Source organism: Streptomyces sp. NPDC002324 (genome assembly GCF_053593335.1).
In genome coordinates this window covers 21,065-33,589 of record NZ_JBSFCF010000030.1, presented here as the reverse complement: position 1 = coordinate 33,589, position 12,525 = coordinate 21,065, and the positions used below count along the sequence as shown (strand labels likewise).

Sequence of the window (12,525 nt, the reverse complement as noted above, 5' to 3'; positions counted from 1 at the left end):
TCACATTCGGTGGTGACGGAGCGTGCCGCTATCCGAGGAGGATGCGGTGCCGAAGCAGGGTGAAGCCTGCTCGTCCGTGCATCTGGCGTGCGATCCGCTTGGTCTTGGTGTTGACGCCCTCGGTGGGGCCGTTGCTGTATGGAAGCGTGAGCCCGGCGATCACGGCGTCGACGTCCCGGTCCAGGCCCCGGGTGAAGGCATGTAGATGGGGCAGGTCGGCTGCTCGGACTTGGGCGATCCAGCGCGTGAGCGAGTCGGCGTTGTCGGCGTGTGGCGCAGGGAGCGGGGCGAAGTCCCTGATACCGGCGGCCAGTTGGGTCATCGCGCGGCAGGCGGTGGTGATCTTGGCCAGGAGCTCGTGTTGCTCGTCCTTGAGGTTGTCGGGCCTGGTCAGCAGCATCCGGGCGAACTGCGCGGGGAGATATGGCTGCGGTCGGCGTCCGCGCGGCCCTGGTTGATGTACTTGTGCAGGAGGTTCAGGCAGCCCGTGAAGCCAAGGGCTTTGATCTCTTCGAAGAGGTGGTTGACGGGGACGCCGGGGTCATCGGCTCGGCGTTTGCGCAGGTGCTCGCGGTAGGGGTCGACGAGGCTGGCGCGGTACTTGGGGACGCGGAGCATGCGCTCAGGTCGATCGGCTCGCGCGTAGCGTTTGACGGTGTTCAGGGCGAGCTGGAGACGGCGGGCGCACTCGAGCAAGCCGACGCCCTGGTCGAGCAGCCCGTGGACCTGGTGCCAGCGTTCCAGGGTCGTCTGGGCGCGGGGCCCGTCGTAGATGGGCGCGTCCAGCACAGTGGCCCAACAGGTGCTGTGCGCCTTGACCTCGCTCAGAGCGGCTTCGCACAGGTTGTGCCACACATGCCACCGGTCCGCGACCTGCACCGCGTCAGGCAGGGCGCGCCGGATCGCCTCAGCATAGGTCGCTGAGCCGTCACGGCACACGATCTCAATGCCCGGATGCTCGCGCAGCCACGCCTTCAGGGTGTCGGCCGTGCGGCCGGGCAGCACGTCGATCCGTTCATGAGTCTCGGCATCGATGATCACGGTGGCGTAGCGGTGCCGCCGGCGTAGGGCGAAGTCGTCGACGCCGATCACACGGGGCACCCGCCCGGTGGGCAGGGAGATCCGCAGTAGGGTGCGCAGGCCCGTGTGACGCGACAGGCTCACCGCCAGTATCGCCAGCAGACGTGCCCCGGCCCGGCCCGCTAACTCCTTGACCACGGCCTTTACTGCCTGGTCAGACGAGCGGTGCGTCGCTGGTACCGGTCCAGGACGCCGGGCACCTGTTCGCGGAAGGTGTGGCGGCAGCCGCGCGTGGGACACACCAGACGCCGCACCCGCACACGGACCACCACCCGTCGCTCATCGACCGGCACGTCCGCGACTGTCCGCCAGTGATAACCGTGCACGCGTTCCGACGGGGCCTCGCACACCGGGCAGACCGCAGTGTCCCGCGGAGTCCGTGCCCGCACCACGATCCGCTCACCTTCATCGACCACATCCTCGACGACCAGCGGGGAAAGACCCGAGAACACCGTCTGCACAAGCTCGTTGACATCCTTCACTCGAATGTCAACGACCCTCACGACTCTCCGTCACCACCGAATGTGAGACAGGGCCGCTCGTTTGACAGACCCGGAATACGCCTCCGCGACCAAGCGAAACAGACCTACCCGACCATCGCGAAAAGCTGGGTCGACACCGGCTTCAAGAACGCAGTCGTCGAGCACGGCGCCACCCTCGGAATCGACGTTGAGGTCGTCAACAGAAACCCCGAGAAGCGCGGCTTTCATGTCGTGAAAAGGCGCTGGGTGGTAGAGCGCAGCATCGGATGGATCATGATGCTCCGTCGCCTCGCCCGCGATTACGAGACCCTTCCCGCCAGCTCCGAGGCCATGATCCACGTCGCCTCGATCGACAACCTCGCCAAGCGCATAACGGACGAGACCACCCCGACCTGGCGAGGAACTTACTAGGAGATAAGGGGCAATCTTCCTAGATCAAACGCCCTCTTAGAGGTCCTACAGTGAGCTCTTTCAGAGTGGCCACTGATCGGGTGACGGGCCGGCGTCCCGCAACGCACGAGGCTCCCGTGCCGTTGAGAGAGGTGTTCGACGTCTCAACTCATCAGCGCAGGAGCCTCGTTGGTTCCCTATCCTGCCGCACTCGACCTCCCGCACGCCCTGGTCGAGTGGGTAACCATGCTCATCGTCACCCGTGAGGGTGACCGCCGCTGCAAGCTCCCGCCTCACCAGCGTGCCCTCGTCGCCCTGGTCTACCTGCGCCGGCACGACACGCTCGCGCAGATCTCCGCCGGTTTCGGTATATCCGTCGGCACCGCCCACGCCTACGTCACCGCCGTCGTCGGCCACCTCTCCCGCCGGGCGCCCGGCCTGCTGCGGGTCCTGCGGGAGACCGATCCCGCGCACGTCCTGCTCGACGGGACGCTCGCCGAGTGCGACCGGGTCGGCGACAGCCGGGCCGACTTCTCCCAGAAGCACCGCCGCCACGGCGTGAACGTGCAGGTCGTCGCCGATCCCGCGGGCAGGCTGCTGTGGATCTCGCCCGCACTGCCCGGCCGCACCCACGACCTGACCGCAGCCCGCACCCACCGCATCATCCGAATCTGCGAACGCCAGGGCGTTCCCGTTCTCGCCGACCGCGCCTACATCGGGGCCGGCCCCTGGGTGACCACGCCGGTCAGACGGCTCCCGCATCAGGACCTCACCGCGACTCAGCGGACGATCAACCGGGCCCTCTCGGCGGCGCGGGCGCCAGTCGAACGCAGCGTCGCGAGACTGAAGTCCTGGCGCATCTTCCGCCGGGCCCGCTGCAGCCCCAACCGCATGACGGTCATCGCCGCAGCCGTCCTCACCCTGGAGAGGCAACGCTGAAAACGCTCAGTAACTGAACTCCACGCAGAAGGGACACCTGTGCGCGAAGTCGAGGACATCACGAAGGACCTGTTGGAGATATTCGGCAGGGTTCTGCAGCGGCCGGCGATTCCCCCCGAAGTGAGTTTCTTCGATCTGGGCGGCTCGTCGCTGGCCGCGATCCAGATCGCGGCGATGGTGGAGGAGAGATACGGCATCCCCATGGACGTCATCGAGGTCTTCGAGACGAAGGGGCTGAAGGACCTGTCCCTCAAGGTCCACTCGCGCCTGGTCTGACCCGCCGCGTCGTCGTCGACGGCGTGCCGGACCAGCGGGGGCACGTGCCCCCGCCGGTCGGCGGGTACGGCCGAGTCAAACGGTGGCGCAGTGGTGCCGTTGAGGTGAACGCGGTCGGAGCGGTGTTGGCGGCGCCCTTGTTGGCGAGGAAGCCAACGGTGACCGAGCCGCTCGCGGGGATGGTGGAAGTGTAGGAGGCAGGTGCTGTCGCTCACCGTGCCGCGCGGGCGGCCGCGTTCAGCTCGGCCAGCAGCACCTCGTGCAGCCGCTGCTTCCTCGCACGGCGACGAACTCCATGAGCTTCAGCCGAACGATCGTCCTCATGGGCAATGGGTGAGGCCCGGGACACTGCCCCCTTCACCACCACGTCTGCTTCAACCATGGGGAGCCCACGGAACCGGCAACCAGCAACGCCGACGCCTCGCGCGCGATCCGGACCACATCGGGGCGGGCCTCGGGTCACCCTCATGCCGCGCCGATGCGAGCGATTCCGGCGTCGATGACGGTGGTCGTGGACAGGGAACCATGAGCCGCGTCGGGGCGTTCTCACAGCATGGGTGATGCATCCCGCCACGACCCCGGGTCGCCCGCCTTCTCGGCCGCCCGCGCGCGCCTCGTGGCCGCCCGCGCCGAGACCCTCGCCCGGGCGGCCGCGCTGAGCCGCAACTTCGACGGGATCGTCGCGGCGAATGCCCTGATCGCAGTCGACGACGAGCACGACCCCGAAGGAGGCACCACCGCTTTCGAGCGGGCCCACGTAGCCGCCCTCATCGCGCAAGCACGCGAAGACCTGGAGGAACTGGACCGGGCGCTGGAACGACTCGACCGCGGACAGTACGGACGGTGCGAAGGCTGCGGCATGACGATCACGCCCGAGCGCCTGGAGATCCGTCCGGCGGCGACCATGTGTGTCCGCTGCGCCGGATCCGACACCCGGCGGCCGCCGCGCACCGGCCACACGCTACGGCGTCCGCCGCACAACACGTGAGCAACGAAACCGAGTGCCGGATCCGGACTCGGTCCTGAACCTTTCCGTGAAGGAGCTGGCGGCCGGACAGAGCAGAATACGGCCGGTGGTCTCCCAGACGGCCGGACTCACCTGCATGGGGGCGGTGGCGGTGGTCGCGCCCCGGAAACGGCGCTGCAGGGGGTGAGTCGTCGTAGATCGCCAATCCGCCGCCGAGCCGGTACACCGGACGATGTGCGCGGACGTGCGAGCGGCGTGTGTCGCTGCCAGACACAGACGCAGACGGGTGCGGAGACCGACCGTGATCGTGTCGCCGGACCTCGTGGCGCGCCATGAGTCCTCGATGGCCGCGTAGAAGAGGGCCCGTGCGGCACGCAGCGCGGCTTCGGCGTCCCAGCAGACGTTGATCGGCTGTGATCAGGTGGCGATCTCCCGCCGTCGTCCCTGCTTGCCGTCCAGCCGCGCCCGGAACGCGATGTCGGTCTCGTAGGTGTCGAACGGATAGTCACTGATCGAGCCGCCTGTGAGCGCGACCCGCACGTCTCTCGTCGTGAGCCGTTCATGCGCCGCGAACGTCGGGTCGCTGAGGGTCGTTCCCGAGGTCTGGAGGTCGAGTTCGGCCACCGGGGCCGCCCCGTCCGCCTCTCCGAAGGCCCCGCGCGGGGTCACCCAGACCCGCAGCACCAGCTCTCTGCCCGCGGCGTCGACCCTCTGGACGACGGCTTCCACGTCCACCGTCGGGGACCAAGGCGTCGCCGCCGCGTTCTGCGGGGTGCCCGCCGCCGGATGGACGTACGGCGAAGGAGAGGAGCACGAGGAACGACGTACGTCCCGACCGGCGGACCGCATCACCGTGTACAACGTCGTCGAGTTCTGCCGCGACCGGGCCGAGGACCGCCTCCCGGCGTGCAGCCTCGGCCCGGCCGTGGGTCCCACGCTCGAGTACACCGTCGAGAACGTCGTGGCGACCCGGGTCTGGCACAACGACGCCCTCTCCGTCGACTGCCACCTTGCCCGAGGGACAGCGGTCACCGACGAGAACGGCATCCACTCCACCGGATGGTTCCGGGTCCGCCTCCCCGGACGAGGCACCGAGCAGGACGGCTTGGCTGCCCGGTGTACGCATGATGGATCGACCGGTGCTGCCGGACTGTCCCTGAGGCGTCACCTGGGGACCTCGTGGGCCTGGCAGTCGCGGATCACCACGCCGTCGTTGTCCTTCGCCTCGTCGTTCCCCCAGCGCTGGAGGTAGTACGCCGACATATGGGCACGGCCCTTCCCGCCGGGCACCACCTCGTCGAGATCCGTCAGCAGCCAGTAGTGGTTGCACGAGCTGCCCACCCGTACCTCGTCGCCCTCCCTCGTGCACAGAACGTAGTTGGTGCCCTTGTACAGCTTGCCCTGGGGCGCGCACTCGGGCCTGCTGTCGCCGACTCGGTCGACAGCGGCGTAGCCGGTCGCGTCGGCGAACGTGTCCACCCAGTACCGCGCGGGTTCATCGCCTCCGCCTCCACAGGCGTCGGTGCCGGTCACCTGAGGGAAGGACCCGTCCGGTGAGAGCCGGTACTCGGTGCCCCGGATCACCGGGTGGACCATCTCGTCGTTCTCGGCGTTGTTGTCCCCGTTCGTGTCGTAGAGCTGCTCGTAGTGCAGATGCGCCGAACTCGTACCGCCCGGGCCCAGCCGCCCGAGCGTGGTCCCGGAGGCGACCTGCTGCCCGAGGCGTACGTCGATGCGGTCCATGTGCAGATAGACCGTGAACCAGCCGTTGCCGTGGTTGATCTCCAGACCACCCGGCTCGAAGAACTCGGTGACCGTGTCGGCGGCGGACGCGGCCACCAGGGCGCCGCGGGTGTTCCCGCCGACCCGGTACATGTCGAGCTTCTTGTCATCGGGCGCATGGCCCCGGTACGTCTGGATCTGCCACGTCTCCCCACAGGCGAAGGGCAGTCTGGAAGTCGGGTCTGGTGGCCGGTGCCTCAGACGCCCGAGCGCGTGACGCCCTGCGCGGCGGATGTCGATGGTGCCGTGGCCCCCGGCATCGTCAAGATCCCCACGAACACGGCCAGAGCCGCGGCCACCCGTCCTGTGCCTCTGCCTCGTCGGAGCCGTATGGAACCCCACCCTCCCTGTCGACGAACCACCTGGCTTTCCGGCGCCAGGGTGCCCCATCGGGTGAGGAAGGGGACTCCCGCATGTTCCGGATGTCCTCCCCCGCCGCCCACGGCTACCTTCTCGAACCGTCGGTTGGATCGGTTGCTGATTCGCGATCAGCCAGGAACGGCTGCATCGGTTGCGACTACAGAGGAGATCACATGAGCTTGAGCAGCATCAGGAATCGGACGGCCACCATGGTCGCGGCGATGATCGCCGCAGTCCTTGTTCCGCTGGCGGCGCCGGCACCGGCACAGGCGGCACAGAACGCCGCGGCCGGTACGGCCGCATGGACACCGCAGATCTACCCGCTGTTCTCGGGCGAGAAGGTGTGGCGGAACATATCGAGTGCCGATCGGGACTGGTACCTGCGGTGGTGCTCCGAGGCATCCGGAATCGCCTGCGTGTCGGTCGGCCAGGGCGACGGCATGCACAGCGTCTTCCACCTGTTCAAGTGCGACACACGGTCGCTTTCGAACTTCATCGACGCGCTCGCCGTTCGCAACAATCAGACCGGCGGAGCCGAAGTCCATTTCTGGGGGCCCACGTACCACCGGTACATGCCTGCGAACCCCAACGTGATCTACACAGTCCCGGACAACGTCACGTACGACTTCAACCGCCTCGACATCTGCTGAAGGCACATCGACCCGGACACGCTGATCATGGTGTCCGGGTCGAAGCCCGCGGTGTGAGTCCGCCCAGCCCGGATCACTCCTCCGTCCTGATCCTGGTCCTAAAAGAGACAAGCTGACAAGTCTCCGCAAAACTCACCAGTCCTGGCCGGCTTCCCCGCTGTTGGCGACGGGATCAACCGGGAGGCGGGTCGGCCCTACAGCGGCGCAGGCACGAACCGTGTCACCAGCGGCCGACAAGATCCAACCGCTGATCTGCATCAAACCGCTCGGGCACGCCCTGGCACGACGTATACGTCAGACGGGCTTCGCCGTCGTCCCCCGGAGGACGAGACGCGGGGTGAGGACGACCTCGCGGGGTTCGGTCCGGTCCTGGTCGAGGCGCTCGACGGCCGCGGTCACCGCATGCCGCGCCTGCGCCTCGGCCCCCTGGCTGACCGTGGTCAGATTGAAGCAGCTCAGCCGGGAGTGGGTGTCGTCGTCGTAGCCGACCACGGACACCCGGCCAGGGATCTCGACCCCGGCGCGGGTCAGGGCGGCCAGGACGCCGATGGCGCACTGGTCGTTGAAGGCGACGACGGCGGTGGGAAGATCGCCGGCTTCGAGTAGCTGGCCCGCGGCGCGCTCGCCGGCCGCTTCGGTGTGGTCGCCGCGCAGGACGCTGATGTGTTCGTCCAGGCCGTGGCGGCGCATGGCGGTGCGGTAACCCCGGCGCCGATCGGTGGCGATCACGCCCTTGCCGCCGTCGACGTAGGTGATCGCACGATGGCCGAGCCCGACGAGATGGTCGACGATCTGGCCGACCCCGTCGTCGTCAGCGGTGCGCACGACGTCCAGGGCCGCGTCGGAGATCCGGCGGCCGACGGCGATGACCGGAGACTTGCGGTCCAGCGCGGCGAGGGTCGCGGCGGGGGCGGTCGGGCCGAGCAGTATCAGGGCCTCGCTGCGGTAGGCGAGCAGCGTCTCGACGGCCGTGTGCTCGTCGCGGGTGCGCGTCAGGGTGCTGAGCACCAGGTCATAGCCGACCTCCTCGGCCGCCACATGCAGATGGTCGACCAACTCGGCGTGGAACGGGCTGTAGATGTCGATCATGACGCCCAGCAGACGGCTGCGGCGGCTCGCGAGCACGCTGGCCGTACGGTCCACCTGATAGCCGAGGTCTGCGGCGGCCCTGAGGACACGCTGCCGCGTCCGCTCACTGGGACCGGCCACCCCACGCAGCACGAGGGACACCGACGCGGTGGACAGGCCCACCCGCGCGGCCACGTCCTCCAGCCGGGGACGCTTGTTCGCGCCATTCCGGTGACGTACGGGATCACCGTCGCCCACTTGCGCCTCCCCTGCGGAAATCTGCTGGCACAACACCCTTGACACGCTCGCGAAACAATCCGATAGTACCAGAACTTAAAGCGTTTTAAATTGTGCTGATGTTCCGACTAAGCCAGCTCGAAAGCGCGGTCCGCGCGGATCGTGGTCTCCGGCCCGGGCGTCGGCGACGACGCCCACAAGGCGCTCGCTCAGGACATCAGGGCCGCCACACCCACCATCCATCCCGACGGCCGCCGTTCCACCGACCCTGACAGTTGCACAGTGAGGTGCACGAATCATGAACCGAACCTCCCTTCCCCGCTCTCGCAGAACAGCCTCCGTCGTGGCCGTGGCCGCCGCGGCCACCCTGGTCCTCGCGGGCTGCTCCAGCAGCTCCGGCGGCAAGGAGGCCGAGGAGGGCGGGGCGGACGCCGCGGCCGGCAAGGCCGACACGCCCCGTATGAAGGTCGCGATGGTCACTCACGCGCCGTCCGGCGACACGTTCTGGGACATCATCCGCAAGGGCGCCCAGGCCGCCGCCGCCAAGGACAACGTCGAGCTGATCTACTCCAACGACGAGAGCGCCAGCGGCCAGGCGACGCTGATCCAGAACGCGATCGACCAGAAGGTCGACGGCATCGCCGTCACCCTCGCCAAGCCCGACGCCCTCAAGGACGCCATCGCCAAGGCACAGAAGGCCGGCATCCCCGTCGTCGGCTTCAACTCCGGCATGGACGTCTGGAAGCAGCAGGGGCTGCTCTCCTTCTTCGGCCAGGACGAGGCCGTCTCCGGCCAGGCCTTCGGCAACAAGCTCAACGAGACCGGCGCCAAGCACGCGCTCTGCGTCGTCCAGGTCCAGGGGCACGTCGGCCTGGAGCAGCGCTGCGCCGGCGTGAAGAAGACCTTCAAGGGCAAGACCGAGAACCTCTACGTCAACGGCAACGACATGCCCGCGACCAAGTCGACCATCTCGGCCAAGCTCAAGCAGGACTCCTCGATCGACCAGGTCGTCACCCTCGGCGCCCCGTTCGCGCTGACGGCGGTGGAGTCGATCTCGGACGCGGGCAGCAAGGCGAAGGTCGCCACGTTCGACCTGAACAAGGAGCTCACGGACGCCATCAAGGCGGGCGACATCGAGTTCGCCGTCGACCAGCAGCCCTACCTGCAGGGCTACCTGGCCGTGGACTCACTCTGGCTCTACAAGAACAACGGAAACTACAGCGGCGGTGGCGAGGAGCCGGTGCTGACCGGCCCGGCCTTCGTCGACAAAGACAACGTCGACACGATCGCCAAGTTCGCCGCGAAGGGCACCCGGTGATCTGATCATGACCCAAGCAACGGCACCGGCGGCGAGCTCACCCTCGTCGTCGGCTCCGCCGGCCGCCCACAAGGACGGCCGCACCGTACAGCGTTCGCTGGGGCGCAGGCTGCTGGCCCGCCCCGAGGTCGGCGCGCTCATAGCCGCGATCGGCGTCTACGCGTTCTTCTTCTCCGTGGCTCCCTCGTTCCGCGAGGCCAGTTCGCTGGCGACGGTGCTCTACCAGGCCTCGGTGATGGGCATCATGGCGATTCCGGTGGCCCTGCTGATGATCGGCGGCGAGTTCGACCTGTCCGCCGGCGTCGCGGTCACCACCTCCGCCCTGACAGCGGCAATCCTCACCTTCCAGCTGACGGTGAACGTGTGGACCGGCGTGATCGTCGCGCTCCTCGTGTCCCTCGCCGTCGGCGCGTTCAACGGCTGGCTGCTCATCAAGACCGGCCTGCCGAGCTTCCTCGTCACGCTGGGCTCGTTCCTGATCCTCCAGGGCTCCAACCTCGCCGTCACGAAGATCTTCACCGGCAATGTGGCCAGTGACTCCATCAGCGACATGGACGGCTTCGACCAGGCGAAGGCCGTCTTCGCCTCCGAGGTCGGCATCGGCGGCGTCGACGTCAAGGTCACGGTCTTCTACTGGCTGGCGTTCGCGGCGATCGCCACCTGGCTGCTGCTGCGCACCAAGTTCGGCAACTGGATCTTCGCGGTCGGCGGCAGCAAGGACAGTGCGCGGGCCGTCGGCGTGCCCGTGAACTTCACCAAGGTCGCCCTCTTCATGGGCGTCGGCGCGGGCGCCTGGTTCGTCGGCATGCACCTGCTGTTCTCGTTCAACACGGTCCAGTCCGGTGAGGGCGTGGGCAACGAGTTCCTGTACATCATCGCCGCGGTGATCGGCGGCTGTCTGCTGACCGGCGGCTACGGCTCGGCCGTGGGTCCGGTGATCGGTGCCTTCATCTTCGGCATGGTCTCCCAGGGCATCGTCTACGCCAACTGGAACCCCGACTGGTTCAAGGCCTTCCTCGGCGTGATGCTCCTGATCGCAGCCCTCGTCAATCTGTGGGTCCGCAGCCAAGCGACCCGGAGGTGAACCACCCCATGACCAACACCAACACGGCTATCGTCACGGACACCGAATCCCAGAACGACACCCCCGTCGTAGAACTGCGCGGCACCGGCAAGGCCTACGGCAATGTCCGCGCCCTGCACGGCGTGAACCTCAGCGTCCACCCCGGCCGCGTCACCTGCGTCCTGGGCGACAATGGCGCCGGCAAGTCCACCCTCATCAAAATCATCTCAGGACTGCACCAGCACACCGAGGGCGACGTCCTCGTCGACGGCAAGCCGGTGCGCTTCACCACCCCGCGCGAGGCACTGGACGCCGGCATCGCCACCGTCTACCAGGACCTGGCGACCGTGCCCCTGATGCCGGTCTGGCGCAACTTCTTCCTCGGCTCCGAATTCACCCGCGGCCCCTGGCCCGTCCGCCGCCTCGACATCGACAGGATGAAGAAGACCGCCGACGAGGAACTGCGCAACATGGGCATCGTCCTGGACGACCTCGACCAGCCCATCGGCACCCTCTCCGGCGGCCAGCGCCAGTGCGTGGCCATCGCCCGTGCCGTCTACTTCGGCGCCCGTGTCCTCATCCTCGACGAGCCCACCGCCGCCCTCGGCGTCAAGCAGTCGGGTGTGGTGCTGAAGTACATCGCCGCCGCCCGCGACCGCGGTCTGGGCGTCATCTTCATCACCCACAACCCCCACCACGCCTACATGGTCGGCGACCACTTCAGCGTCCTGCGCCTCGGCACCCTCGAACTGAGCGCCGCCCGCGACCAGGTCACCCTGGACGAACTCACCAACCACATGGCCGGGGGCACCGAACTCGCCGCCCTCAAACACGAACTGGCCCAAGTACGCGGCGTCGACGTCGAGGAACTCCCCGAGGAGGACGACCTCACCGCACCCGTGGCCACCTCGAAGGACGGGGCTGCGTGAACCGGCCCCGACGCTCCACCGTCCTCCCCTGACACCCCGGAAGGTACCCCGTCGTGAAGATCGCCCTCGACCCATACATGATCCGCAATGTCCCGCTCCTCGAACTGCCCGCCGTGGTCGCCGAGTTGGGCTACGAATGGATCGAGCTCTCCCCCCGAGAGGACTTCATCCCCTTCTTCCGCCATCCGCGCGTGGACGACGCCACCGTACGGAAGTTCCGCAAGGCGCTGGACGTGGCGGGCGTCGGGATCTCCTCCCTCCTGCCCCTCTTCCGCTGGTCCGGCCCCGACGAGGACGCGCGGCAGGCCGCCGTCCGCTACTGGAAGCGGTCCATCCAGATCTGCTCGGACCTCGGTGTGGACAGCATGATCTCCGAGTTCAACGGGCGCCCCGAGGACCCGGACCGCAGCGAGGCCCAGTTCTGGAAGTCGATGGACGAACTCCTTCCGCTCTTCGAGCGGGAGGGCGTCAAGCTCGCCCTGGAGCCGCACCCGGACGACTTCATCGAGGACGGCCACGACGCGGTGAACCTGATCCGCGGGATCAACCACCCCAGCGTCAGTTTCCTCTACTGCGCCCCGCACACCTTCCACATCGGCAACGACGCCCCCGGCATCATCAAGCACGCGGGCGATCTGCTCACCCATGTTCATCTGGCCGACGTCCTCGACCACACGGCCTCCTCGGGCAACCGCTACATCCTCAACCCGCCCGGCACGACGGCACGCGTCCACCAGCACCTCGACATGGGTCAGGGCGAGGTCGACTTCGACGAGCTCTTCCGCGAACTGCGCGCGAACGGCTTCGACGGCACTCTCACGTCCTGCGTCTTCGCCTGGGAGGACCGCGCGAAGGAGTCGTCCGTCTTCATGCGGAAGAAGATCGACGAGTACCTGGCCACTTGATTCTGACATTGATTGACCTAACAATCTATTGACATGACATATGTCGGAAGGCATCGTTCTCGCTGCAGTCGCTTAAAGC

12 protein-coding genes and 2 pseudogenes are annotated in these 12,525 nt (G+C 67.7%); 9 read left to right on the top strand and 5 right to left on the bottom strand.

The window, feature by feature from the left end; all coding sequences use genetic code 11:
- Positions 1–28: 28 nt before the first annotated feature.
- Positions 29–1,562 (bottom strand): annotated as a pseudogene (locus ACWCRJ_RS31435) (ISL3 family transposase).
- A 66-nt stretch (positions 1,563–1,628) separates the two neighbouring features.
- On the opposite strand from ACWCRJ_RS31435, the pseudogene ACWCRJ_RS31430 reads away from it, so the two are divergent.
- The 4 genes and pseudogenes from ACWCRJ_RS31430 to ACWCRJ_RS31415 form a co-directional block, all read left to right on the top strand.
- Positions 1,629–1,973 (top strand): annotated as a pseudogene (locus ACWCRJ_RS31430) (transposase); the annotation flags it as partial.
- Between the two features lie 168 nt (positions 1,974–2,141).
- Complete coding sequence (locus ACWCRJ_RS31425) at positions 2,142–2,891, top strand: transposase (RefSeq protein WP_450942478.1); 750 nt, start codon at positions 2,142–2,144, stop codon at positions 2,889–2,891.
- Positions 2,892–2,930: 39 nt separating this feature from the next.
- Positions 2,931–3,167 carry an acyl carrier protein gene (locus tag ACWCRJ_RS31420; protein WP_450942477.1) on the top strand — a complete coding sequence of 79 codons (237 nt, stop codon included), beginning with the start codon at positions 2,931–2,933 and terminating at the stop codon, positions 3,165–3,167.
- Positions 3,168–3,720: 553 nt separating this feature from the next.
- Positions 3,721–4,155: a TraR/DksA family transcriptional regulator gene (locus ACWCRJ_RS31415; protein WP_450942476.1), complete on the top strand. Its 435-nt coding sequence runs from the start codon at positions 3,721–3,723 to the stop codon at positions 4,153–4,155.
- Here ACWCRJ_RS31415 and ACWCRJ_RS31410 read toward each other — a convergent pair.
- The 3 genes from ACWCRJ_RS31410 to ACWCRJ_RS31400 form a co-directional block, all read right to left on the bottom strand.
- Positions 4,129–4,542: a hypothetical protein gene (locus tag ACWCRJ_RS31410; protein ID WP_450942532.1), complete on the bottom strand. Its 414-nt coding sequence runs from the start codon at positions 4,540–4,542 to the stop codon at positions 4,129–4,131. The genes ACWCRJ_RS31415 and ACWCRJ_RS31410 overlap by 27 nt on opposite strands.
- A gap of 9 nt (positions 4,543–4,551) precedes the next feature.
- A complete protein-coding gene (locus ACWCRJ_RS31405; protein WP_450942531.1) occupies positions 4,552–4,983 on the bottom strand; it encodes a DUF4436 family protein in 432 nt (143 codons plus the stop codon).
- Between the two features lie 315 nt (positions 4,984–5,298).
- Positions 5,299–6,009: a M23 family metallopeptidase gene (locus tag ACWCRJ_RS31400; protein WP_450942475.1), complete on the bottom strand. Its 711-nt coding sequence runs from the start codon at positions 6,007–6,009 to the stop codon at positions 5,299–5,301.
- Positions 6,010–6,449: 440 nt separating this feature from the next.
- Here ACWCRJ_RS31400 and ACWCRJ_RS31395 point away from each other — a divergent pair, with 440 nt between their 5' ends.
- A complete protein-coding gene (locus tag ACWCRJ_RS31395) occupies positions 6,450–6,926 on the top strand; it encodes a hypothetical protein (protein ID WP_450942474.1) in 477 nt (158 codons plus the stop codon).
- 294 nt (positions 6,927–7,220) lie between these two features.
- On the opposite strand, the gene ACWCRJ_RS31390 is transcribed toward ACWCRJ_RS31395, so the two are convergent.
- The gene (locus tag ACWCRJ_RS31390; RefSeq protein ID WP_286247519.1) at positions 7,221–8,252 is read right to left on the bottom strand and encodes a LacI family DNA-binding transcriptional regulator; all 1,032 of its coding nucleotides are present in this window, start codon (positions 8,250–8,252) and stop codon (positions 7,221–7,223) included.
- Between the two features lie 277 nt (positions 8,253–8,529).
- Between ACWCRJ_RS31390 and ACWCRJ_RS31385 the strand changes: the two genes are divergently transcribed.
- Genes ACWCRJ_RS31385 through ACWCRJ_RS31370 form a run of 4 tightly spaced genes read left to right on the top strand, consistent with a single transcriptional unit; the run spans position 8,530 to position 12,446 of the window.
- On the top strand, positions 8,530–9,549 hold the full coding sequence (locus ACWCRJ_RS31385) for a sugar ABC transporter substrate-binding protein (protein ID WP_450942473.1): 1,020 nt from the start codon (positions 8,530–8,532) through the stop codon (positions 9,547–9,549).
- Between the two features lie 7 nt (positions 9,550–9,556).
- A complete protein-coding gene (locus ACWCRJ_RS31380; protein ID WP_450942472.1) occupies positions 9,557–10,633 on the top strand; it encodes an ABC transporter permease in 1,077 nt (358 codons plus the stop codon).
- Positions 10,634–10,641: 8 nt separating this feature from the next.
- A complete protein-coding gene (locus tag ACWCRJ_RS31375) occupies positions 10,642–11,541 on the top strand; it encodes an ATP-binding cassette domain-containing protein (protein WP_450942471.1) in 900 nt (299 codons plus the stop codon).
- 53 nt (positions 11,542–11,594) lie between these two features.
- Complete coding sequence (locus tag ACWCRJ_RS31370; RefSeq protein ID WP_450942470.1) at positions 11,595–12,446, top strand: sugar phosphate isomerase/epimerase family protein; 852 nt, start codon at positions 11,595–11,597, stop codon at positions 12,444–12,446.
- Positions 12,447–12,525 lie beyond the last annotated feature (79 nt).